At 66.4% G+C, this 24,047-nt stretch carries 20 protein-coding genes; 4 read left to right on the forward strand and 16 right to left on the reverse strand.

All coding sequences use genetic code 11. The features are described 5' to 3' along the window. Positions 1 to 248 precede the first annotated feature (248 nt). From ugpQ to ugpB, 5 genes are all read right to left on the reverse strand, one after another. Entirely contained in the window at positions 249 to 1,019 is a 771-nt protein-coding gene (gene ugpQ / locus ACW4E8_RS14025; protein WP_013957188.1) for a glycerophosphodiester phosphodiesterase, read from the reverse strand. Positions 1,020 to 1,021: 2 nt separating this feature from the next. Then, positions 1,022 to 2,122 carry a sn-glycerol-3-phosphate import ATP-binding protein UgpC gene (locus ACW4E8_RS14030; RefSeq protein WP_456805057.1) on the reverse strand — a complete coding sequence of 367 codons (1,101 nt, stop codon included), beginning with the start codon at positions 2,120 to 2,122 and terminating at the stop codon, positions 1,022 to 1,024. A 37-nt stretch (positions 2,123 to 2,159) separates the two neighbouring features. Further along, entirely contained in the window at positions 2,160 to 3,008 is an 849-nt protein-coding gene (gene ugpE, locus ACW4E8_RS14035) for a sn-glycerol-3-phosphate ABC transporter permease UgpE (RefSeq protein WP_013957190.1), read from the reverse strand. A 12-nt stretch (positions 3,009 to 3,020) separates the two neighbouring features. Beyond that, positions 3,021 to 3,902: a sn-glycerol-3-phosphate ABC transporter permease UgpA gene (gene ugpA, locus ACW4E8_RS14040; RefSeq protein WP_456805058.1), complete on the reverse strand. Its 882-nt coding sequence runs from the start codon at positions 3,900 to 3,902 to the stop codon at positions 3,021 to 3,023. 144 nt (positions 3,903 to 4,046) lie between these two features. Then, a complete protein-coding gene (gene ugpB, locus ACW4E8_RS14045) occupies positions 4,047 to 5,363 on the reverse strand; it encodes a sn-glycerol-3-phosphate ABC transporter substrate-binding protein UgpB (RefSeq protein ID WP_456805059.1) in 1,317 nt (438 codons plus the stop codon). A 187-nt stretch (positions 5,364 to 5,550) separates the two neighbouring features. Between ugpB and ACW4E8_RS14050 the strand changes: the two genes are divergently transcribed. Beyond that, positions 5,551 to 6,342 (forward strand): HAD-IIB family hydrolase, encoded by a 792-nt coding sequence (locus tag ACW4E8_RS14050; protein WP_456805060.1) that lies wholly within the window; start codon positions 5,551 to 5,553, stop codon positions 6,340 to 6,342. 72 nt (positions 6,343 to 6,414) lie between these two features. On the opposite strand, the gene ntrC is transcribed toward ACW4E8_RS14050, so the two are convergent. The 4 genes from ntrC to ACW4E8_RS14070 form a co-directional block, all read right to left on the reverse strand. Beyond that, positions 6,415 to 7,962, reverse strand: coding sequence for a nitrogen regulation protein NR(I) (gene ntrC / locus ACW4E8_RS14055; protein WP_456805061.1), 1,548 nt, complete (start codon positions 7,960 to 7,962; stop codon positions 6,415 to 6,417). Between the two features lie 87 nt (positions 7,963 to 8,049). Continuing rightward, positions 8,050 to 9,228: a nitrogen regulation protein NR(II) gene (gene glnL / locus ACW4E8_RS14060; RefSeq protein ID WP_456805062.1), complete on the reverse strand. Its 1,179-nt coding sequence runs from the start codon at positions 9,226 to 9,228 to the stop codon at positions 8,050 to 8,052. 4 nt (positions 9,229 to 9,232) lie between these two features. Further along, positions 9,233 to 9,808: a DUF4124 domain-containing protein gene (locus tag ACW4E8_RS14065; RefSeq protein WP_456805063.1), complete on the reverse strand. Its 576-nt coding sequence runs from the start codon at positions 9,806 to 9,808 to the stop codon at positions 9,233 to 9,235. Positions 9,809 to 9,949: 141 nt separating this feature from the next. Next, positions 9,950 to 11,365, reverse strand: a complete 1,416-nt coding sequence (locus ACW4E8_RS14070) for a 3-hydroxylaminophenol mutase (protein ID WP_456805064.1) — start codon at positions 11,363 to 11,365, stop codon at positions 9,950 to 9,952. A 461-nt stretch (positions 11,366 to 11,826) separates the two neighbouring features. Between ACW4E8_RS14070 and ACW4E8_RS14075 the strand changes: the two genes are divergently transcribed. After that, entirely contained in the window at positions 11,827 to 12,291 is a 465-nt protein-coding gene (locus ACW4E8_RS14075; RefSeq protein ID WP_010809453.1) for a rhodanese-like domain-containing protein, read from the forward strand. 71 nt (positions 12,292 to 12,362) lie between these two features. Here ACW4E8_RS14075 and ACW4E8_RS14080 read toward each other — a convergent pair whose 3' ends face one another. From ACW4E8_RS14080 to hrpA, 6 genes are all read right to left on the reverse strand, one after another. After that, entirely contained in the window at positions 12,363 to 13,187 is an 825-nt protein-coding gene (locus ACW4E8_RS14080; protein WP_456805065.1) for a competence/damage-inducible protein A, read from the reverse strand. Between the two features lie 12 nt (positions 13,188 to 13,199). After that, complete coding sequence (locus ACW4E8_RS14085) at positions 13,200 to 14,099, reverse strand: EI24 domain-containing protein (protein ID WP_456805066.1); 900 nt, start codon at positions 14,097 to 14,099, stop codon at positions 13,200 to 13,202. Between the two features lie 129 nt (positions 14,100 to 14,228). Next, complete coding sequence (locus ACW4E8_RS14090) at positions 14,229 to 15,203, reverse strand: sterol desaturase family protein (RefSeq protein WP_456805067.1); 975 nt, start codon at positions 15,201 to 15,203, stop codon at positions 14,229 to 14,231. Next, positions 15,203 to 16,063: a polysaccharide deacetylase family protein gene (locus ACW4E8_RS14095; protein ID WP_456805068.1), complete on the reverse strand. Its 861-nt coding sequence runs from the start codon at positions 16,061 to 16,063 to the stop codon at positions 15,203 to 15,205. The genes ACW4E8_RS14090 and ACW4E8_RS14095 overlap by 1 nt, the downstream gene beginning before the upstream one ends. An 18-nt stretch (positions 16,064 to 16,081) precedes the next feature. Beyond that, entirely contained in the window at positions 16,082 to 17,080 is a 999-nt protein-coding gene (locus ACW4E8_RS14100) for a YVTN family beta-propeller repeat protein (RefSeq protein WP_456805069.1), read from the reverse strand. Between the two features lie 153 nt (positions 17,081 to 17,233). Next, positions 17,234 to 21,271, reverse strand: coding sequence for an ATP-dependent RNA helicase HrpA (gene hrpA / locus ACW4E8_RS14105; protein WP_456805070.1), 4,038 nt, complete (start codon positions 21,269 to 21,271; stop codon positions 17,234 to 17,236). 23 nt (positions 21,272 to 21,294) lie between these two features. On the opposite strand from hrpA, the gene argA reads away from it, so the two are divergent. Both argA and ACW4E8_RS14115 read left to right on the forward strand, forming a co-directional pair. Next, positions 21,295 to 22,761: an amino-acid N-acetyltransferase gene (gene argA / locus ACW4E8_RS14110; RefSeq protein ID WP_456805071.1), complete on the forward strand. Its 1,467-nt coding sequence runs from the start codon at positions 21,295 to 21,297 to the stop codon at positions 22,759 to 22,761. Between the two features lie 99 nt (positions 22,762 to 22,860). Continuing rightward, a complete protein-coding gene (locus ACW4E8_RS14115; RefSeq protein WP_010809445.1) occupies positions 22,861 to 23,133 on the forward strand; it encodes an oxidative damage protection protein in 273 nt (90 codons plus the stop codon). Between the two features lie 69 nt (positions 23,134 to 23,202). Here the strand turns inward: ACW4E8_RS14115 and rpiA are convergent, their stop codons facing one another. After that, positions 23,203 to 23,889: a ribose-5-phosphate isomerase RpiA gene (gene rpiA / locus ACW4E8_RS14120; RefSeq protein ID WP_018309230.1), complete on the reverse strand. Its 687-nt coding sequence runs from the start codon at positions 23,887 to 23,889 to the stop codon at positions 23,203 to 23,205. Positions 23,890 to 24,047: the final 158 nt, after the last annotated feature.

Genomic DNA, 24,047 nt, shown 5'->3' on the forward strand with positions numbered 1-24,047 from the left:
TCGCAAACAACTCTTGGGAGCCCGAACGAGGCGCCTACGCAAACGGCACCGCCAGGGTGCTGCATGTGATGGCTTCCTCACAAGGCCCGAAAGGGCAAGTTGTGCGGGGAAGGACCTAAAGTCTTCACGGCGGTAAGAATAGCATGAATTGCCTTGGATCAATGTGGACTTTTCGCGATACGAAACAGCCACCCACGACAATTCAGTGCGCAATCAGCGAATTAGCAACATCAGCACAACAATTTGCATCAAGGCGCTATCTGGTCGACGGCGTCGGTGATCAGCCCGTCCAGGCCCCAGGCCAGCAACTGTTCAGCACGCTCCGGGTCATTGACCGTGTAGCTGAGGACCCGGAAGCCGGCAGCATGCGCGTCGGCAATCACCTTGGCATTGAGCACACGGTGGTTGGCATCCAGCGCCACGCAATCGAGCTCGCGCAGCCGGTCCAGCCAGTCCACGGGCAGCTTGTCGAGCAGCAGCGCCCTCGGCAGGTCCGGCGCAACCCGGCGCGCCGCCGCCAGTGCGTCTTCGGAGAAGGACGACAGCAACGGGGGCACTGGCGCGCCGCGCCACAGGCTCTGCGCGTCCAGCGCCACGGCGGCACCGGTCAACGTCTCCCGGCCCGGGACAGGCTTGATCTCGATATTGATGCAATACCCGTTGGCGCAGGTGTAGCGTGCGATCGCCCTGAGTGTTGGCACGGGTTCGCCCGCAAAGGTGGCGCTGTGCCAGCTGCCGGCGTCGAGCTGCGCCACTTCGCCCAGCGTCAGGCTGTCCACCCGCCCACTGCCGGAGGTGGTGCGGTCCAGCGTGGCGTCATGCATCAGGACCGGCTTGCCGTCAGCTGTCAGCTTCACGTCGAACTCGAACATCCGGTAACCGAAGGACGCGCCATGGCGGAAGGCTGCAAGCGTGTTCTCCGGCGCCAGCTTGCCCGCGCCACGGTGCGCGATATGGCGCGGATACGGCCAGTTGTCGGTGGTCACCGCGCCTGGCCAGGTTGTCTGTTCGTCCGCCATGATCAGGCCTCGATGCGCTTGCCCGTGTCGGGCGCAAAGAAATGCAGGTGCTCCGCCGACGACGTGACCGGCAGGCGGTCGCCGGCGCGCACGTGCGCATGGCTGTCCAGCCGCACCACCACTGGCTGCCCGCCGAGCGAACCATAGGCGAAGGAATCCGCGCCGAGCGCCTCGACCACGCGCACATCGACTTCGGCGATGGCCTCATGCGCGGCGCACGGCTCGATATGCTCCGGGCGCAGCCCCAGCAATGCCTGCTCCGGCAGGTGCAGTCCCATCGGCAGGTGCCCCAGCGTGGCGTTGGCGGCCTCGCCCTCCTTCGCCACTACGCGCATCTGCGCGCTGGTGTCGCCGCCGGCGTTGCGCGCCACCGGGATCAGGTTCATCGGCGGCGAGCCGATAAAGCCGGCCACGAAGGTGCTGGCCGGCCGCGAATAGACTTCCAGCGGCGTGCCGATCTGCTCCACGCGCCCGGCGTTGAGCACCATCATGCGGTCGGCCAGCGTCATCGCCTCGACCTGGTCATGGGTCACGTAGAGGCTGGTGGTGCCCAGGCGCCGGTGCAACTCCTTCAGTTCCAGCCGCATCTGCACGCGCAGCTTGGCGTCCAGGTTGGACAGCGGCTCGTCGAACAGGAACACCGCCGGCTCGCGCACGATGGCGCGACCCATGGCCACTCGCTGGCGCTGCCCGCCCGACAGCTGGCGCGGCTTGCGGTCCAGCAGCGGCGCCAGCTCCAGGATGCCGGCTGCATGGTTCACCCGCTGCGCGATCTCGGCCTTGGCCATGCCGCGGATCTTCAGGCCATAGGCCATGTTGTCGTACACGCTCATATGCGGATAGAGCGCGTAGTTCTGGAACACCATGGCGATGTCCCGCTCGGCCGGCTCCAGGTCGTTGACCACCTTGTCGCCGATATCGATCTCGCCGCCGGTGATGGTTTCCAGCCCCGCCACCATGCGCAGCAGCGTGGACTTGCCGCAGCCCGAGGGGCCGACGATGACGATGAACTCGCCGTCGGCGATCTCCATGTCGATGCCGTGCACCACCTTGACGTTGCCGGCGTAGGTTTTCTGTACGTTGCGTAGCGACAGTTTTGCCATTGCTATTGTCCTGCGCGTGGCTCGTGGCCACCGCGCCTTATTTTTCCGTTTCGACCAGGCCCTTGACGAACCACTTCTGCATCAGCACCACCACCACCGCGGGCGGGATCATCGCCAGCATCACCGTAGCCATCACCAGGTTCCAGTCAGTGGCGGCATCGCCCGAGCGCGAGATCATCTGCGTCACGCCCACCACCACCGGCGTCATCGACTTCTGCGTGGTGATCAGCAGCGGCCACAGGTACTGGTTCCAGCCGTAGATGAACTGGATCACGAAGAGCGCGGCGATGCTGGTGCGCGACAGCGGCAGCACCACGTCCCAGAAGAAACGCAGCGGCCCGGCGCCGTCGATGCGCGCGGCCTCGGCCAGCTCGTCCGGGATCGTCAGGAAGAACTGGCGGAACAGGAAGGTGGCGGTGGCCGACGCGATGATCGGGATGGTCAGGCCGAAGTAGCTGTCCAGCATGCCCAGGTCGGAAACCACCTTGTAGGTCGGCAGGATCCGTACCTCCACCGGCAGCATCAGCGTGATGAAGATCAGCCAGAAGAAGGTCTTGCGCAGCGGGAACTTGAAATAGACGATGGCAAAGGCCGAGATGATCGAGATGGCGATCTTCCCCAGCGCAATGCCCAGCGCCATGATCAGGCTGTTCTTCATCATGGTCGAGACCGGCGATGCGGCCTCGCCCACGCCCTGGAACAGCACGGTGCGATAGTTCTCGATCAGGTGGCTGCCGGGGATCAGCGTCATCGGCGCGTCCAGCACCTCTTCGGCGGTCAGCGTGGACGCAACGAAGGTCAGGTACACCGGGAACACCACGATCACGATGCCCAGGATCAGCACCGCGTGGCTCAGGAAATCTAGGAAGGGACGACGTTCTACCATGTGCTGTCTCCGTCAGTACTGGACCTTGCGTTCCACGTAGCGGAACTGCACCACAGTCAGCGCGATCACGATCACCATCAGCACCACCGACTGCGCGGCCGAGCCCCCGATGTCCATGCCGCGGAAGCCGTCATGGAAGACCTTGTAGACCAGCGTGTTGGTCGAATTGAACGGGCCGCCGTGGGTGACCGCGTCGATGATCGCGAAGGTATCGAAGAACGCGTAGACCACGTTGATCACCATCAGGAAGAAGGTGGTCGGCGACAGCAGCGGGAACACGATCGACCAGAAACGGCGCCACGGGCCGGCGCCGTCGATGGCGGCGGCCTCGATCAGCGAGCGCGGGATGCTCTGCAGCCCCGCCAGGAAGAACAGGAAGTTGTAGCTGATCTGCTTCCAGGCGGCGGCCAGCACCACCAGCAGCAATGCCTGGTCGCCGTTGAGCAGGAAGTTCCATTCCACGCCGAGCTTGCGCAGCGCATAGGACACCACGCCCAGCGTCGGATTGAACATGAACATCCACAGCACGCCGGCCACGGCCGGCGCCACCGCATACGGCCAGATCAGCAGCGTCTTGTAGCCGACGGCGCCGCGGATGATGCGGTCGGCAAAATAGGCCAGCGCCAGCGCGGTGGTCAATCCCACCACCGTGACGCCCACGGCAAAGATGGCGGTGGTCTGGAACGACTCCACGTACAGCGGGTCGTTCCACAGCATGCGGAAGTTGTCCAGGCCGACGAACTCCAGGTTGATGCCGAAGGCATCCTGCTGCAGCATCGACTGGTATAACGCCTGCCCGGCGGGCAGGAAGAAGAAGATCAGCGTGACCGCGATCTGCGGCAAGACCAGCAGATACGGCAGCCACGGCGAGCGGAAAACAACGCGTTTTTCCATAAACGGATTCCGGCGGACGCCGCGGGTCGCGGCATCGGACTAGGTACGGAGTTGCGGCCGGCCCGATGAGGGCGGCCGCAATGCAAGCGGGCGGAGGTTTCGCCGCCGCCCGCTTGTCACATCAGCTTGCTGGCAAGGCCCGGGTCATTCGCGGGCAGTCTTCTGGAAGCGTTCCAGCAGGTCGTTGCCGCGAGCCACGGCCGAATCCAGCGCCGCCTTGGGCTCCTTCTTGCCGGCCCAGACGGCTTCCAGTTCCTCGTCCACCACGGTGCGGATCTGCACCATGTTGCCCAGGCGCACGCCGCGCGACTTGTCGGTGGTCTTGACCACCATCTGCTGCACCGACACGTCGGCACCCGGGTTCTTGTCGTAGTAGCCCGACTTCTTGGTCAGTTCGTAGGCCGCCGTTGTCACCGGCAGGTAGCCGGTGGCCTGGTGCCAGTCAGACTGGATCTCGGGGCGCGACAGGAAATTGAAGAACTTGGCCACGCCCTTGTACTCGTCGGGCTTCTTGCCGCCCATCACCCACAGCGAAGCGCCGCCGATGATGGTGTTCTGCGGGGCGCCCTGCACCTCCGGGTAGTACGGCAACTGCGCCACCGCGAACGCGAACTTGGCGTTCTTGCGGATATTGGCCAGCGATGCCGACGAGCCGGTGAACATCGCGCACTCGCCGTTATAGAACTTGGCCTGCGACTCGGCCTTGCGCCCGCCATAGCTGAAGTAGCCCTTCTTCACCATGTCCTGCAGGTTGGTGATGTGCTTGACGTGCAGCGGGCTGTTGAAGAGCAGGCGCGTATCGGTGCCGCCGAAGCCGTTGTTCTTGGTCGCGTACAGGGTGTTGTGCCAGGCCGAGAAGCTCTCCAGGTGGACCCAGCCCTGCCAGTCGGTGGTGTAGGCGCAGTTGGTGCCCGAGGCCTTGAGCTTGGCCGAGTACTGCATCACCTCGGGCCAGGTCTTGGGCGGCTTTTCCGGATCCAGGCCGGCCTTCTTGAAGGCGTCCTTGTTGTAGTAGAACACCGTGGTCGAGCTGTTGAACGGGAACGACAGCATCTCGCCCTTGGACGAGGTGTAGTAACCCGCCACCGCCGGGATATACGCCTTCTGGTCGAACTTCTCGCCGGCGTCCTTCATCACCGCCGACACCGGCTTGATCGCGCCCTTGGCGCTCATCATGGTGGCGGTGCCCACTTCGAACACCTGCAGGATGGCGGGCGAGCCGCCGGCGCGGAAGGCCGCAATGCCCGCGGCCATGGTTTCGTCGTAGTTGCCCTTGTTGACCGGCACCACCTTGTATTCGGACTGGCTGGCGTTGAACTTGTTGGCGATCTCGTTCACCTTGTCGTTCAGGGCGCCCTGCATGGCGTGCCACCACTGGATTTCAACGGCGGCATGGGCGCTGCCGGCCCCGGTCAGGGCCGCCAGCGCTGCGAGTTTGAGCACGGTACGGGATAAGGACATCAGTGGCTCCTGGTGTGTGTCTCGGTCGGTAAAATCCGACACTATGTGATTCTTTTGTGACAGCGGCATGTTACGCCTGTCGCACCCGCGCTAGCAAATCAGAAGATTCACCAGCATGGCCAGTACGATGCCTTTTGCAGTGCAATAAGAGAAATTACCGCCAGATCCACGGTTACAATGGCCCGCCATGCAATCCCTGAACAAGCTCTCTAATACGTCGTTGCGCAGCGTGCGCGGCGTGCTGACCGACATCGACGGCACCCTGACCACCGACGGGCGGCTGCCGGCCTCGACCTACCTGGCGCTCGACGGCCTGCGCCGCGCGGGCCTGCACGTGATCCCGGTCACCGGGCGCTGCATCGCCTGGGCCGAGATCCTGACCCGGCTGTGGCCGGTCGACGCCATCATCGGCGAGAACGGTGCGTTCTACTCGCACCTGCACAACGGCCGCCTGCAAACACGCTTCCTGGACGATGCGCCAACGCGCGCGCGCAACCTGGAGCGCATCCACGCGCTGGGGCAGCGCATCCTGCACGAAGTGCCGGGCTGCGCGCTGGCCTCGGACCAGGCCTGGCATGCCGCCGACCTGGCCATCGACCATGCCGAAGACGTCGCGCCGTTGCCTGAAGGCGCCGTGGCCCGCATCGCCGCCATCATGCGCGAGGCCGGCATGACCGCCACGGTCAGCTCGATCCATGTCAACGGCTGGTTCGGTCTGCACGACAAGCTGTCGATGAGCAAGCTGTGCGTGGCCGAACTGCTGGGCGAAGACATGGACGCGCGCCGCGATGAATGGCTGTTTATCGGCGATTCGGCCAACGATGCCAGCATGTTCGCCCACTTTCCGCTGTCGGTTGGCGTGGCCAATGTGCGCGACATCCTGCCGCAGCTGCCGGTGCCGCCGGCCTATATCACCGCAGCGGCCGGTGGCGAAGGCTTTGCCGAGATGGCGCAGCGGCTGGTCGAAGCGCGCGGCTGAATACGTCACGCAAAACAAAAAACCGGCCGGGAAAGTCCCGGCCGGTTTTTTTGTCGCCTGCCCTGCCCTGGCTCAGTCGAACCCCAACTCCTGCAGCTTGCGCGTGATGGTATTGCGCCCGATCCCAAGCCGGGTCGCCGCCTCGACGCGGCGCCCGCGCGTGACGCCCAGCGCGGCCTCCAGCACCGCCTTCTCGAACCGGCGCGTCAGCACATCCATGACCTCCGGCTGGCCGGCTTCGAGCATCGCCCGTGCCTCGCCGGCGAGCAGGCTTTCCCAGCCGGCCGAGGCCGGGGCCGGGACCACCGTCGCCACGGACGCGGGCCGGACTGCGGTGGCCGTGTCGGCCTCTGCCACCGGCGTCGCATACCCGCCGTAGTCGGCAAGGTCAGGCGCGCTTTCATACTCGGGCGCGCGCGCTTCGGCAACGCGCTCAGGCCGCGGCGCATTGACCGGCTCGCTGGTGCCGGCCTCCAGCATCTCGCGCGGCAGGTCCTTGACCTCGATGGTCTGCGCCGGCGCCATCACGGTCAGCCAGTTGCACAGGTTCTCCAGCTGGCGCACGTTGCCGGGGAACGGCAGCGTGCTGACATAGACCAGCGCTTCGTCGGACATGCGCTTGGGCTCGACGCCCAGTTCCTTGGCGCTCTTCTGCAGGAAATGACGCGCCAGCAGCGTGATGTCCTCCGGGCGTTCGCGCAGCGGCGGCAAGCGCAGCCGGATCACGTTCAGGCGGTGGAACAAGTCCTCGCGGAACAGCCCTTCCTTGACGCGCAGCTCCAGGTTCTGGTGCGTGGCGGCAATCACGCGCACATTGGCGCGCAACGGGTTATGGCCACCGACACGATAGAAGTTGCCATCGGACAGCACGCGCAGCAGGCGCGTCTGCAGGTCGAACGGCATGTCGCCGATTTCATCGAGGAACAGCGTGCCGCCCTCGGCCTGCTCGAAGCGGCCGCGCCGCATGGTCTGCGCGCCGGTGAAGGCGCCGCGCTCATGGCCGAACAGTTCGGATTCGAGCAGGTCCTTGGGGATGGCTGCGGTATTGAGCGCGATAAAGGGCCCGTTGGCGCGCGGGCTGTGCTTGTGCAGCGCGCGTGCGACCAGTTCCTTGCCGGTGCCGGACTCGCCGGTGATCATCACCGTCACGTTGGACTGCGAGAGCCGGCCGATGGCGCGGAACACGTCCTGCATCGCCGGCGCCTGGCCGAGGATCTCGGGCGCATCGACCAGGCGGTCGTCCAATTCTTCCTCGCGCAGGCTTTCTTCCAGCGCGCGGCGGATCAGCTCGACCGCCTTGTCGACATCGAAGGGCTTGGCCAGGTATTCGAAGGCGCCGCCCTGGAACGCGGCCACGGCACTGTCCAGGTCCGAGTAGGCCGTCATCACGATGACCGGCAGGCCCGGATGCCGCGCCTTGATGGCCTGCAGCAGATCCAGGCCCGATCCGCCGGGCATGCGGATATCCGATATCAGCACCTGCGGCTGGTCGTCTTCCAGCGCGGCCAGCGCATCCCGCACATTGGTGAAGCTGCGCGAGAGCAGGCTTTCACGGGCAAGGGCCTTTTCCAGGACCCAGCGGATTGATTGATCGTCGTCGACTATCCAGATCGGCTTCATGTGCGTCGCTTGTCTGCTCGGTGTCATTTGGTCTTCCGCATGCCCGGCCACGGCGGGTGCACCATCGCTCGCGGACGCCAGCAAAAGCTAGTGCAGCGGCAACAGGATGCGGAAGTCGGTACAGCCCGGCCTGCTCTCGCATTCGATCAAGCCCTCGTGCTGCTGCACGAAGGTTTGAGCGAGTGTGAGACCGAGTCCGCTGCCGCCATCCCTGCCCGATACCAGCGGGAAGAAGATGCGTTCGCGGATGTCTTCGGGAATTCCCGGGCCGTTGTCGATGACATGCAAGTCCAATGCCAGCTTGAACAAACGCTTGGCGATCGTGACCTGGCGCGCCACCCGCGTGCGCAGCACGATCTGCGCATCGCCGCGCGCCATGCGCTCGGCCAGCGCCTGCGCGGCGTTGTGCACGATGTTGAGCACGGCCTGGATCAGTTGCTCCATGTCGCCCTGCAACTCGGGCAGGCTGGCATCGTAGTCGCGCACGATCTCCAGCCCGTTGGGAAACTCCGCCAGCACCACCGAGCGCACGCGCTCCAGCACCTCGTGGATATTCAGGCTCGATACGATATGCGGATGCCGGTGCGGCTCCAGCAGCCGGTCCACCAGCGTCTGCAGCCGGTCCGATTCCTTGATGATGACCTGCGTGTATTCGCGCAGCGAGCGCTCCGGCAGCTCGAACTCCAGCAGCTGCGCCGCGCCGCGGATGCCGCCCAGCGGGTTCTTGATCTCGTGGGCCAGGTTGCGGATCAGTTCCTTGTTGGCCGAGGTCAGGTCCAGGATGCGCTCTTCGCGTTCGCTGCGCACCTTCTGTTCATTGGGCAGGATCTCCACCACCACGGTGTCGCCCACCGCTTCCAGCGCGGCGATCACCACGTGCACATGGAGCGGCTCCTGCAGCGGCGGGTGCAGGATCAGGTCCTGCCGGCGCACATCGAACTGCCGCGTGACCACGGTGTCGATCATGCTGTGCAGCTCATCGGAACTCCCGAACAGGTCAGGCAGCGTCAGTTCCACCATGCCCTTGCGCGACACGCCGAAGGTGGCTTCGGCCGCCGGGTTCGCAAAGACCACGCGCAGCCCCGGCTGCCGCACCAGCAGCACCGGGTTGGCCACCACGTCCAGGCCGGCATGGAACGCCACGGCGCCCATGGTCAGCACCTGGGCGCTGCCTGCGGCCGGTACCGCGTCAGCCGCCGGCGATTCGCCACGGGCGCCGTCGGCACCGCTGACCTTGCGCGACACTCCGCGAATCAGGCGACGCATAAGACTAGTCCTTCAAATTGCCAAGCTCGCGCCGCAGTGACGCCGCGTTGGCCTCGCTGCGGGCGATGTCGTCGCGCAGCGCTGCCGTGCGATCGAGGTATTTCTGATAGTTGCGCTCATTGCCCTGGCGCTCCGGCTGGCCGTTGTTGTACTCGGCACGCAGCGCCTGCAGCTTGGCCTCTTCGGCCTGCAGCTCCTGCGCGAGCACCGAGCGGCGCTCGCCGTCGCGGCTCCTCTGCGTGGCACTGTCCACCCGCGGGAAGCTGGTGCTGCCGGCCGCCGCGCCGGCTGTGGTGCCAGCGCCCTTGGCCGGCGCAGCGATGCGCCCGCCCGGAACTGTCACCACCTCGGGCAGGTTCAGCTTCTTGCAGCCCTTGCCGGCATTGCCGTTGCGATACTCGGGCACGCCGTTGGGCCCGGTGCAGACATAGACATCCGAGGACTGCGCGGAAGACTGCCCGGCCCATGCGCACAGCGTCAGCGCCACGGCACTCACCAGAACAGGGAATCCGAGACGAAATTGGTGCAGAGATCGGGGCAAGGTCAGGGTCCGGCGAGCCGTGCGTGAAGAGGCGTCCATGAACATGGCGTTAGATTTGAACGGGGGTGGAACAGGATTCCCCATTCTAGCGAGCAAAGCAAAAAGGGACAGCCGAAGCCGCCCCTTTCTGGTGCAACTGTTGCCCGGTCACAACCTGCGTCATTCCCGGGCAAGGGCCGCTTACAGCGAGTAGTACATTTCGAACTCGACCGGGTGCGTGGTCATGCGGAAACGCGTGACTTCTTCCATCTTCAGTTCGATGTAGGCATCGATCATCGAGTTCGAGAACACGCCGCCGCGGGTCAGGAACTCGCGGTCGTTGTCCAGGTACTCCAGCGCCTGGTCCAGGCTCGAGCACACGGTCGGGATCTTTGCATCCTCTTCCGGCGGCAGGTCGTACAGGTTCTTGTCGGCAGCTTCGCCCGGGTGGATCTTGTTCATCACGCCGTCCAGGCCGGCCATCAGCAGCGCCGAGAAGCCCAGGTACGGGTTCATCAGCGGATCCGGGAAGCGGGTCTCGATGCGGCGGCCCTTCGGGTTGGCCACATACGGGATACGGATCGAAGCCGAGCGGTTGCGGGCCGAGTAGGCCAGCTTCACCGGAGCTTCGAAGCCCGGCACCAGGCGCTTGTACGAGTTCGTGCCCGGGTTGGTGATGGCGTTCAGGGCGCGGGCGTGCTTGATGATGCCACCGATGTAGTACAGCGCGAATTCCGACAGGCCGGCGTAGCCGTTGCCCGCGAACAGGTTCTGGCCGTCCTTCCACACGGACTGGTGCACGTGCATGCCCGAACCGTTGTCGCCAACGATCGGCTTCGGCATGAAGGTGGCGGTCTTGCCGTAGGTGTGGGCGACGTTCTGGATCACGTACTTCTGCATCTGGGTCCAGTCGGCGCGCTGCACCAGCGTGCTGAACCTGGTGCCGATTTCGTTCTGGCCCTGGCCAGCCACTTCGTGGTGGTGGACTTCAACGGGGATGCCCAGCGATTCCAGGATCAGGCACATTTCCGAACGCATGTCCTGGAAGGTGTCGATCGGGGCGACCGGGAAGTAGCCGCCCTTCTTGCCCGGACGGTGGCCGCTGTTGCCATGCTCGAATTCCTTGGCCGACGACCACGGGGCTTCTTCGGAGTGGATCTTCACGAAGCAGCCTTGCATGTCGACGTTCCAGGTCACGCCGTCGAAGATGAAGAACTCGGGCTCCGGGCCGAAGAAGGCGGTGTCGCCCAGGCCGGTGCTCTTCAGGTAGGCTTCGGCGCGCTTGGCGATGGAACGCGGGTCGCGGTCATAGCCCTTGCCGTCCGACGGCTCGATCACGTCGCAGGACAGCACCAGCGTCGGCTCTTCGTAGAACGGGTCGATGTGGGCCGTGTTCGAATCCGGCATCAGCAGCATGTCCGAAGCTTCGATACCCTTCCAGCCGGCGATCGACGAACCGTCGAAGGCGTGGCCGCTTTCGAACTTGTCTTCATCGAAGTGCGACACGGGCACGGACACGTGTTGCTCCTTGCCTTTGGTATCGGTGAAACGGAAATCGACGAACTTGACGTCGTTTTCCTTCACAAGCTTCATCACGTCTGCAACGCTGTGGGCCATGCCAATCTCCTGGATATTCGGCGGAAGTCTGAGAAAGCCAATTCTTGGGCCTGTCGTCACCGGCGCCGATGCATGCTCTGCCGCGCCGTCCCGACCAGCCACGAAAGGACGAGGAATGTTAGCAGAAAGCGTGCCATGCAAACGCCCCACTGCCACCGGTGGCCCGAAAAATGTGCAACGTCGGCGAACCGCGCACCGCGGCGGCGTCAGCGTCCGCTAGGCAAGCAGCTGCTTCGCTGCCGAGTGGCGCACCGGTTACACGCATTCCGGCGTAGCGCCTCCTAATAAAACACCACAATGGTGCATTCAGCAAGGTGTAGCACTGTAACAGTGCAGGCGCACCAAAAAGAGTCATTCGGCGCCCCGGCAGCCGGCAATCAGGCTTCGAACCGGCCCGGCGCTATAGAATAGTACGTTGCGGTCTTGCCGCCCCCATTCCATTCCTCAAATTTGTCACGCAGATGACCACCCGAGACGATCTCCTCCAGGCCGCCCGCCAGCGCCAGCAACAGAACCAGCTCCCGTATTTCGGCGCGCTGTCGCCGCAGGAAGCCTTTGCGCTGCTGCAGAACGATCCTTCCGCCGTGCTGGTCGACGTGCGCACCCAGGCCGAGCTGGACTGGGTCGGCGGCGTTGATGTGCCGGACGCGCAGTTCGCTCATGTCGAATGGATGTCCTATCCGGGCGGTGCGCAGAATGCCCGCTTTGTCGAAGAGCTGAGGGCACGCGTGCCGGCCGACGTGCCGGTGCTGTTCCTGTGCCGCAGCGCGGCGCGCTCCAAGCACGCCGCGCGCGTGGCAACCGAAGCCGGCTACCACTTCGCCATGGACGTGCTGGAAGGCTTCGAGGGCAACCGCGACGACCACCACCACCGCAAGACGGTTGAAGGCTGGTGCGTGCGCGGACTGCCGTGGCACGGCGCCTGATCGCGGTCGGGCCAGAATGAGAGAAGGGGCAGCCAAGGCTGCCCCTTCTTCTTTTTGCGACCCGTGGCGCCTTAAGCCTGCGCCGCTTCGCGCGGCGGCTGCTCCACGGTCTCGAACCCCATCGCCTGCACGCCTTCGAGCAGCATCGCATAGGCCGGCGCCAGCAGATCGGCCGGGCCCTTGACCCCCAGGTCGATATGGCGGCGCGCGAAGCGGTCGCCGCGCTGCACGTCGCCGACCGACGGCAGGCTGAACACGCGGATGCCGGGATGCGCCGCTTCGACTTTCTCCATCAGCGGCGTCAGCGTGGACTCCGGCGCCTCGAACACGTAGAAGGCCCGCTCCTGCTGCTGCACCTGGTGGAACAGGTGCGCATAGTCGTGGTCCAGCACCCATTCCATCATCGGCCATGCCATCACCGGGAAGCCCGGCATGAAGTGGTGGTGACCGGCCGAAAAGCCCGGGATGCGGTTGTAGCTGTTGGGGATGATGCGCGCGCCCTCGGGGAACTCGCCCATCTTGAAGCGGTGCTGGTTTTCCGGCTGGTTCAGGTCGGCCTTGACCGGGTCGCCGCCGGCGGTCTCGGCAATGCGCAGCGCAATCAGCTCGCGCGCCTCGGGATGCAGCACCAGCGGCACGCCCAGCGCGGCAGCCGCGCACTGGCGGGTGTGATCGTCCGGCGTGGCGCCGATGCCGCCGGTGCAGAACACCACGTCCGGGCCGGCCAGCGTGCGCCGCAGCGTGGCGGTGATGCGGGCGCGGTCGTCGCCGACGTATTCGGCCCAGCCCAGCGCCAGGCCGCGCGCGCCCAGCAGTTCGATGGTGCGGCGCAGATGCTTGTCTTCACGCCGCCCCGACAGGATCTCGTCGCCAATGACGATCAGGCCAAAACCCATATTGCCCTCGCTTCAGGAATTTTCGATGCGGCGCACGTCGGTCGGCGCCAGGTCGATGACGTCGCCGTCAAGCGCCGGCTTGTCCGGCTGATGCGCCGGCGGCTGGGCCGGCACCGCCGCGCGCTCGGCCCGCAATTGCGCCAGCGCGCGCAGGCAGAAGTGGCCGAACCACAGCGCCGAGAAGATAAAGATCAGCACATAGAGCCACAGCGTGCCGGCCAGCACGAACGGGAACAGGAAGATCACCGCCGCCGACGACACCCACAGCAGCGTCGGCGCCGAGCCCAGCAGCCCCACCGCCACCCCGATCACCAGCAGCGGCGTGCGGTGGCGGCGCACCAGCGTCTTGCGCTCTTCGGCGCTGGCGTGGTCGGCGAGCGCGTCATACGTCATCACGCGGTAGGTCAGCCAGCCCCACAGCACCGGCGGGATCAGCGCAAAGAACGGCGGGATCAGCCACAGCGGCAGCGTCACCAGCACCAGCACCAGGAACACCAGCGTGCTGCCCAGCGACTGGAACACGCTGCCCAGGATGCTGCCGCCATGGGCCTTGGCCAGGTCCGGGTAGTTGCGCTCCAGGTGGCGCACCACCGCCGGCACCGAGAACACGCCGATAAACATCAGCATCGAGGCAATCACCAGCGGGATCGCCAGCGCCGCCACGAATAGCGGCGCCACGATGGTGCGCATCGATTGCAGGCCGAACCAGTCGAGCGCGCTGTAGATCCAGCTGGTCAGGATGGAGGTTTCCAGGAAGCTGCGCGTGGCGCCCATGATGGGGTCCCAGCCCCACCAGAGCAGACCGCCCCACAGCAGCGTGGCCAGGACGAAAGGCAGCACGGTCAGCATCAGCATGCGGGGATGCAGCTGGCTGACCAGCGCGCGGCCAAACGAGCGGAAGATATCGTTCATGCAGTCGAAGGCAAACAGGAGAAAAGGCGTCGGGCGCGGCAGAAGTCCGACTGGGCCGGACCGGCGGCAACCCGAAACACTAGCATACGCCACTTGCTGCCGCGGCGGACTGCCTCCAGACCCGCTGGTTCAGCGCAGCCGCAGCAGCCGCTTGATGCCGTACCACTGGTGCGCCAGGAAGCCCGCGCCATAGTCGTGGCCCTTGCCCAGCGGCGGCGGCAGCTGGTCGCGGATGCCGGTCGGGTGGTAGGTCTCGGTGAAGACCGCAGTGCCGAGCAGCATGTCCCACCACGGGAAGATCACGCCGTAGTTGCAGCCGCCCAGCTTGGCCGGTGCGCCGTCGGCCTCATGGCCGATGCCCACGGCGTGGTGGGTGCGGTGAAAGCGCGGCGAGACCAGCAGCCGCTCGCCGATGGCGCCGAAGTGCAGCCGCACGTTGGCATGCTGCAGGCTCTGCAGCAGCTGCGACAACGCCACCAGCAGCACGTATTGCGACGGCTCCACGCCCACGCCCAGCGCCACCAGCGCGAACACCAGGTCGCGCAGCATGTCGTCCAGCAGGTGGTTGCGGTTGTCGCTCCACAGCGTCATCTGGCGCTGGCTGTGGTGCACCGCATGCAGGTGCCACCACCAGCGGAACGAATGCGACAGCCGGTGGTACCAGTAGTCGAGGAAGTCGAACAGCAGCAGGTAAACAAAGAAGCTGACCAGCGGCACCGAGGTCACGCCCGGCCACCAGTCTTCCACATTGATGCGGTGCCAGCCCATCAGCCGCAGGTCGCCTTCCAGGGCGTCGGTCAGCGGCGCCAGCAGGAAGAACATGGCCAACCGGAACAGCCCGAGCCGGTGGATCACCGTGTAGAAGATATCGGTGCGGATGGCGGCGCGGTCGGATACCGGCTCGACCGGGCGCCATTTCTCCAGCGGCCCCAGGATCAATGCCATCACCGCGATCTGCACCAGGCCCACCAGCAGCCATTCGGTGCCGGTGAAGGCTTCCTCGGCATAGCGGCCAAACCCGAGGTCGTAGACCACAGGCAGCACCACGTCCTGGAACAGCGTGCCCTCAACCTGGCCGATCCAGCCGTTCAGCGTCTCCCACATTACCGCCTGCCCTCCTTTTGCCCGACTGGCTGCGGCCTGGCGATCCAGTCGCGGTAGGCCGGGTGCTCGCGCAGCGTCGCGAAACAGAATCCCTTGCGCTCAAGGCCGGCGAGCAGCGGCTCCAGCACGCCAGGCGCCCACGGATCCTTGCGCGACCAGATGCCCAGGTGCGCCATGGTGATATCGCCGTCGCGCAGGTTGGCCAGCGCGCGCTCCAGCAGCGCCGCGTTGGGATAGCGGTCGGACGACAGCTCATCGCCCAGGAACCCCGCCGGCGCCCAGCCGACGTGGCGGAAGCCGCACTGCTCGGCCCATTGCACCGTCTGCGGCGCGGTGCGCCCGCCCGGGGCGCGCCACAGCGGCACCATGTCGGCGCCGGTCATGCCGTGGAAGGCGTCGGCGCTGCGCCGCAGCTCCTGACAGAATCCAGCCGCGTCCATGGCCATGTCCTTGCCCGCCAGCGTGCCGAACTGCGGCCGCATGGTCACATGGCCGGCTCGCACGCTGCGCAGGTAGACGTGGTCGAAGGTATGCGTGCCGAAGGCGTGGCCGTCGGCCACCAGCCCCTTCCAGTACGGCGCCCAGGCTGGGTCCAGCGAGCTGTCCTGGCGCACTGTCGGCTCATTGGCCAGGAAGAAGGTGGCGCGGATATGGTGGCGGCGCAGCGTGTCGGCGATCAGCTGCGCCTGGCTCATGCTGCCGGTGTCGAAGGTCAGGTAGAGCGTGCCGGCCGGGCACGCTTTGGCGGCAGGCTTGGGGGCATCAGCCGCCTGCAGCGCAGACGGCAGGCCGCAGGCAAGCGCCAGCGCAGCCAGCAGCTTGCCCAGCCGTCCGGATCGCGATGCCTTGGTGTCGTCCATGGTCCCTGCCCTGCCCGGTCAATACAACGGCGCGCGCGTGCGGAAATAGATGCCGTGCGGCGAGCGCCCGACGCGCACGGTCTTGACCAGCTTGCGGCTGGCCACGTCGACCAGGCCGACCGAGCGCGCCCAGCGGAAGGTGACCCACAGCGTCTTGCCGTCGGCGGTCAGTTCCATGTCGTCCGGGCCCGGCGGCAGGCCGGTGATGTCGCCGACCTTGGTCAGCGTCTGCTGGTCGATGATGCTGATGCTGCCCGTGACACGGTTGCTGAGGAACAGATGGCGCTTGTCGCCGACGGCGCGGAAGTTGTGCGCGCCCTTGCCGGTCTGGATCTGCTTGACCACCGTGCGCGTGCGCCAGTCGATCACGGCCACGTAATCAGCCCCGGTCATGCCCACCAGCAGGTACTTCTGGTCCGGCGTGACCCAGATGCCCGCCGGCGCCGACCCGGTTTCCATGCGCCACATCACGTTCTGCGTGACGAGGTCGATGGCTACCACCTCATTGGAGTCCTGCAGCGTGATGAAGGCGATGCGGCTGTCGGCGGTAAAGGCGATATGGCTGGGGGTCTTGGCCAGCGGGAACTGCTTGGCCAGCTTCAGCGCCTTGCCGTCCCAGCGGTAGAGGTCGACACGGTCAAGCCGGTTGCCGGTGGCGACAAACCACTTCTGGTCCGGCGAGAAGCCGATCTGGTACGGGTCGTCGACATTGGGCACGCGCTGCTGGACCTTGCCCGAGACCGGGTCCAGGAACACCAGGTCGTTGCCGACCGCGTTGGCAACGATCAGCGACTTGTCGTCCGGCGTGGCGATCAGGTGGTGCGGCTCCTTGCCGATCGGGAAGGTCTCCAGCACCTTCTGGGTATCCTTGTCGATCAGCGTGACGGTTGCATCACCTGAATTCAGGATCACCACCACTTCCGCCGATGCCGGTGCGGCCAGCAGGCCCAGCGCCAGGGCGCCCACCGTGAAACCACCAGCTACAACACGACGCAATGCGAACTGCAGCGCAAACATAAGACCTGCCAGAAGAAGACTGAACCGGCGATTCTAACGGTTGAGCATGAGAATCCGCTGACGTCGCGACTGACCCCCATCAAGATTTTGGCAGATTGTTGCGCCGGAGCGACCATTTGCGGTTCGCCCCGGCATTCCGCCCCGCGCCGGCGGTCAGCGCTGCATCGATTCCCACACTTTCTGCAGCCGCTTGACCGACATCGGCACCGGTGTGCGCAGCTCCTGGGCGAACAGCGCGATGCGCAGTTCCTCCAGCATCCAGCGGAATTCCTCCAGCCGCGCGTCCTCGCCGCCGCGGCCCTGGGTGCGCAGCTGCTTTTCGGCCCGCTGCCACTGCTGCACCAGCGGCGCCATCTCCTGCGTGCGCTGCGTATCGCGCGCCAGGTCGCCCTTGAGCTTGTCCACCCGCATGGCGATGCCCTTCAGGTAGCGCGGGAAATGGACCAGCTGCGTGTACGGGGTCTCGTCGACAAAGCGCTTGCCCATCAGCCGCCCGAGCTGCGCTTCCATGTCCGCATGGGGCCCGGCGAACGGCTTGGCCTGCAGCAGCTTGCGCGGCAGTCCGGCGTACTCGGCCAGGATGGTCCCCACCAGCCGCGCGATCTCCTGCGCCAGCAGCGACAGCCGGGTGCGACCCTCGTCCTTGCGCGCATTGAACTCGGCCTCGTTGCGCGGCAGCGGCGCCTGCATGCAGGCACGCTCCAGCGCCAGCATCACGATCTGCTCGCGCAGCATCTCCTGCGTGCCCAGCGTCATGTACTGCATCGCCATCTGCTGCAGGCCCGGGATGTTCTTCTCGATGAACTTGACCTGCTCGCGCAGCTGCAGCGCAAACAGCCGGCGCAGCCCCAGGTGGTGGACGCGGGCGGCTTCCTGCGGGTCGTCGAAGACTTCCACGTCGCAGTGCGTGCCGCGGTCGACCAGCGCGGGGTAGCCGAACAGGGTCTGGCTGCCCTTGCGGATCTCCAGCAGCTCGGGCAGCTCACCGAAGGTCCACCCGGTCAGGCCCTCGTACTTGCCGGGCTCGGCCGCGGCCAGCGGCGCCGCCTGCTCCGGGGCCTGGGTTGCCGCCTGTGCCGCGGCTTGCGCGGCCACCCGCTGGAACGACTGCTGCGCCTGCCCGCCCAGCTCGGCGCGCAGCTGGGCCAGGTTGCGGCCCATCTCAAGCTGGCGGCCGTGCTCGTCGACCACCTTGAAGTTCATCGTATGGTGCGCGGGCAGCGTTTCCAGCTTGAAGTCGGCCCGCTTGACCATGGTGCCGGTCTGCTCGCGGATATCGGCGATCAGCACGTCCAGCAGCTCGCCCTCGCCAAGCGGCTGGCGCGCGACAAAGCCCGCGGCATACTCCGGTAGCGGCACGCAGTGGCGGCGCAGCTTCTGCGGCAGCGACTTGAGCAGCAGGTGCACCTTCTCCCTGATCATGCCCGGCACCAGCCAGTCGGCGCGCTCCTGGCGCACCTGGTTGAGTGCGTACAGCGGCACGGTCAGGGTCACGCCGTCGCGGTGGCTGCCTGGCTCGAAGTGGTAGGTCAGCCCCATGTCCACCCCGGCCACGTTCATGGCCTTGGGGAACAGGTCGGTGGTGATGCCGGCCGCCTCGTGCCGCATCAGCTCGTCGCGGTTCAGGTACAACAGCTTGCGGTCCTTGACGCTCTCGGCCTGATACCACTGCTCGAAGGTGGCCTGCTGGCAGATGTCAGCGGGAATCGCACGATCGTAGAAGGCGTAGATCAGTTCATCGTCGACCAGCACGTCCTGGCGGCGCGACTTGTGCTCCAGGTTCTCGATCTCGCGCACCAGGCGCTGGTTGTGCGCATAGAACGGCAGGCGCGTATCGAACTCGCCCTCGACCAGCGCGCGGCGGATAAAGATCTCGCGCGCTTCCTGCGGGTTCATCGGGCCGTAGTGCACGCGGCGGTGCTGGTAGACCACCAGCCCGTACAGCGTGGCGCGCTCCAGCGCCAGCACCTGGCCCGCCTTCTTTTCCCAGTGCGGGTCGCTCCAGCTGACCTTGAGCAGGTGGCGGCCCACCTGCTCCAGCCATTCTGGTTCGATCCGCGCCAGCGTGCGCGCGAACAGCCGGCTGGTCTCGACCAGCTCGGCCGCGACAATCCAGCGCCCGACCTTGCGCGCGATCAGCGAGCCCGGCCACAGGTGGAACTTGATGCCGCGCGCGCCCAGGTATTCGCGGCCCTTGCCGTCGCCGTCCTCGATGCGGCAGCCGACATTGCCCAGCAGGCCGGTCAGCAGCGCCTTGTGCACCTGCTCATAGGTGGGCTCGCTGTCGTTCAGGCGCCAGCCCTGCTCGGTCACCGTGGTCATCAGCTGCGAATGCACGTCGCGCCACTCGCGCAGCCGCAGGTGCGACAGGAAGTGGGCGCGGCACTGGTCCTGCAGCTGGCGGTTGGACTTCTTGTGCGCGACCGCATCCTCGAACCACTTCCACAGCTTGACCCAGCCCAGGAACTCGGACTTCTCGTCCATGAACTTGCGGTGGGCCTGGTCGGCGGCTTCCTGCGCCTCCTGCGGGCGGTCGCGCGGGTCCTGCACCGACAGCGCGCTGGCGATGACCAGCACCTCGCGCAGGCACTGGTGCTCGCGCGCGGCCAGGATCATGCGCGCCACGCGCGGGTCCAGCGGCAGCTTGGCCAGCTGGCGGCCGGTGCCGGTTAGCTGGTTGGCGTCGTCGACCGCGCCCAGTTCCTGCAGCAGCTGGTAGCCGTCGGCCACGGCGCGGCCCAGCGGCGGCTCGATAAACGGGAACGACTCAATCTCGGTCAGCCGCAGCGCCTTCATGCGCAGGATCACCGCGGCCAGCGACGAGCGCAGGATCTCGGGGTCGGTAAAGCGCGGGCGGCCGGTGAAATCCGATTCCTCATACAGCCGGATGCAAACCCCGTTGGCAACCCGGCCGCAACGGCCGGCGCGCTGGTTGGCAGCGGCCTGCGAGATCGACTCGACCTGCAGTTGCTCGACCTTGTTGCGGTACGAGTAGCGCTTGACCCGCGCCAGCCCGGTATCGACCACGTAGCGGATGCCCGGCACCGTCAGCGAGGTTTCGGCGACGTTGGTCGCCAGCACGATGCGCCGTGCGTTGGACGGCTTGAACACCCGCTCCTGCTCCTGCACAGACAGCCGCGCAAACAGCGGCAGGATCTCGGTATGCGGCGGGTGGTGCTTGCGCAGCGCCTCGGCGGCTTCGCGGATCTCGCGCTCGCCAGGCAGGAAGACCAGCACATCGCCCGGGCCGACGCGGCACAGCTCGTCGACCGCCTCGACAATGCCATCGTACAGGTCGCGCTCGCGTGCCTGCGGGCTGCGCGGCGCGCCCGCGGGCACGTCCTCGGTGATCGGACGGTAACGCACTTCCACCGGGTACAAGCGGCCGCTGACCTCGATCACCGGCGCCGGCTTGTCGCCCGAGGCGAAATGCTGGGCAAAGCGCTGGGCGTCGATGGTGGCCGAGGTGATGATCACCTTCAGGTCCGGGCGCTTTGGCAGGATCTCGCGCAGGTAGCCGATCAGGAAGTCGATGTTCAGGCTGCGCTCGTGCGCCTCATCGATGATCAGCGTGTCGTAGGCGCGCAGCAGCGGATCGTTCTGGGTCTCGGCCAGCAGGATGCCGTCGGTCATCAGCTTGACCGACGCCCCCGACGACATGGTGTCGTTGAAACGCACCTGGTAGCCCACGTGCTCGCCCAGCGGCGTGCCGATTTCCTGCGCGATGCGCTTGGCGGTCGAGGTGGCGGCGATGCGCCGCGGCTGGGTGTGGCCGATCAGCCCCCCACCGTCGCGCCCCGGGCCGCGCCCGATCGACAGGCAGATCTTGGGCAGCTGGGTGGTCTTGCCCGAGCCGGTCTCGCCCGAGACGATCACCACCTGGTTGGCCAGCAGCGCCGCGGCGATCTCGTCGCGGCGGCCGGAGACCGGCAGGGCCTCCGGGAAGGTGATTGGCGGCAGCGGGTTGACCGGCCTTGGCGCACGCGGCGGACGCGGCTCGCGCGGACCGCGTGGCGGGCGCTGCCCGGCTTCACCGGCCGGCCGGGCAGCGGCTGGCTGCGGACGGACGTCCGGCTTCCTGACCGGGCCTGGGGCCGGCCGGGACTGGGTTGGGGAGGCGGACTGACCGGCACCGGCGCGCTGGCTCGGCGCGGCGGGTGGTTTAGGCTTGACGGGGCGTTGTTCTGACATTGGCCGGGATTATAATCCGCGGGATGAACGCCAGAACCGACGCGCCGCAGACGGCGCCTGCCTCCTCGCCCGCCGCCCCCGTGCCGGCGGAGCCGCCTGCGGCTGAACTCCCCGCGCCTGCCCCGGCCTCCCCCGTGCCCGCCACCCCGTTGCCCACGGCGGCCGACCCCGAGCGCAGCGGCCCCGACCACCAGCAGTTCGTCGACTGGCTGCGCATGGTGGCGCCGTATATCCATGCCTTCCGCGGCAAGACCTTTGTGATCGCCTTCGCCGGCGAGCTGGTCAAGTCGGGCGTGCTCAATGCGCTGGTCAACGACGTCGCGCTGCTGCACGCCATGGGCATGCAGATCGTGCTGGTGCACGGCTCGCGCCCGCAGGTGGAAGAACAGCTGGCGCTGCGCCATGTCGAGTCACAGTTCGTCGATGGCGTGCGCGTCACCGATAATGCCGCGCTCGAATGCGCCAAGGAAGCCGCCGGCGAGCTGCGCCTGGACATCGAGGCCGCCTTCAGCCAGGGCCTGCCCAATACGCCGATGGCCGGCGCCCAGCTGTCGGTGATCTCCGGCAACTTCGTGACTGCCCGCCCGATCGGCATCGTCAACGGCACCGACTACCAGCACACTGGCCTGGTGCGTAAGATCGACGCTGAGTCCGTGCGCATGTCACTGTCGCACGGCAAGGTGGTGCTGCTGTCGCCGCTGGGCTTCTCGCCCACCGGCCAGGCCTTCAACCTGTCGATGGAAGACGTGGCCAGCGCCACCGCCACGGCGCTCAAGGCCGACAAGCTGATCTTCATCACCGAAGTGCCGGGCGTGCCCGACCCGGTCGGCAAGATGATGCAGGAAATGTCGCTGCGCACCGCGGTGGAGCGCCTGCAGAACAAGCACCTGCCGCCAGACGTGGCCAACTACCTGCAGCACCTGGTCAAGGCGCTCAAGGGCGGCGTGCCGCGTGCGCACCTGATCCCCTATTCGCTCGACGGCGCGGTGCTGCTGGAACTGTTCCTGCACGACGGCGTCGGCACCATGCTGTCCGACACCGACCTGGAAAGCCTGCGCGAAGCCACGCTCGACGACGTCGGCGGCATCGTCCAGCTGATCGCCCCGCTGGAGCAGGACGGGACGCTGGTGCCGCGCGGACGCCACCTGATCGAGCGCGATATCGCCAACTTCTCGGTGATCGAGCACGACGGCGTGCTGTTCGGCTGCGCGGCGCTCTACGACTACCCGCGCGAGAACATGGGCGAGATGGCCTGCCTGACGGTATCGCAGGAAGCCCAGGGCACCGGCGACGGCGAGCGCCTGCTCAAGCGCATCGAGCGCCGCGCCCGCGCGCTCGGCCTGGAGAAGCTGTTCGTGCTCACCACCCGGACCGAACACTGGTTCCTGAAGCGCGGCTTCGTCCACGCCAACGTCGACGACCTGCCCGAGGACAAGCGCAAGCTCTACAACTGGCAGCGCAAGTCCATGGTGCTGATGAAAAAGCTGTAATGCCGTAGGGGCAATCGCCGCCATCCCGCGGCCTGCCGCCCCGCTTGGCTACAATAGCGCCAGCGCCTCAGCACCTGACAAACAAACCAAGGAGTCCCCATGGCCCGCATGGTCCAATGCATCAAGCTGAACAAGGAAGCCGAAGGCCTCGACTTCCCGCCGCTGCCCGGCGAACTGGGCAAGAAGATCTGGCAAAGCGTGTCGAAGGAAGCCTGGGCTGGCTGGCTCAAGCACCAGACCATGCTGATCAACGAAAACCGCCTGAACATGGCCGATGCGCGCGCGCGCCAGTACCTGCTCAAGCAGACCGAGAAGTACTTCTTCGGTGAAGGCGCCGACCAGGCCCAGGGCTACGTGCCGCCGCAGTCCTGAACCGGGACCGGCCAATGACAAAAGGGGTGCCTCAGGCACCCCTTTTTGCTTGGTAGCGGACGACTTTGCTCAGTAGTCCGTGCGCTGCACGCCGTCGCCGGTGCCCAGCAGCAGCACATCCGCGCCGCGCAGCGCGAACAGGCCCACCGTGACGACGCCTGGCACCTGGTTGACGGCGTGCTCCAGGCCGCGCGGATCGTCGATCTTCAGGCCGACCACGTCCAGGATCACATTGCCGTTGTCGGTCTTGTAAATGCCGCCTTCCTTGGTCATGCGCAGGCGCGGCTGGCCACCCAGGGCCTGCAGCTTGCGCGCCACCGCCGCACGTGCCATCGGGATCACCTCGACCGGCAGCGGGAAGGTGCCCATGGTCTGGACCAGCTTGCTGCCGTCGGCGATGCAGACAAAGCGCTTTGCGACCGAGGCCACGATCTTCTCGCGCGTGAGCGCCCCGCCGCCGCCCTTGATCATGGCGCCGCTGGCGTCGATCTCGTCGGCGCCGTCGACATACACCGGGATCTCGTCGACTTCGTTCAGGTCCAGCACCTTGAAGCCATGCTGCTGCAGGCGGCGCGTGGACGCCTCGGAGCTCGACACAGCGCCGGCGAAGCGCTCCTTGAATGCCGCCACGGCGTCAATGAAGAGATTGGCGGTGGAGCCCGTGCCCACGCCGAGCACCGCCCCTTCGGGCACTTCCTGCTTCACGTAGTCGGCGGCAGCTTGCGCGACCAGCGCCTTGAGTTCATCCTGAGTCATGACAACAGCCAGATTGCGTTGGGGGAAACGCGTAGTGTAGCGGATTGCGGCGGCAGGTCACGCGGGCGACGGTACAATGGATCAGGCCGGGGTGCCGGGTGCGCGACCCGTGTGCGACCTGCGCGCCCCCTGATGCCCGCGAACGATTTTGCAGACGC

The sequence above is a fragment of the Cupriavidus sp. CP313 genome (assembly GCF_054072015.1).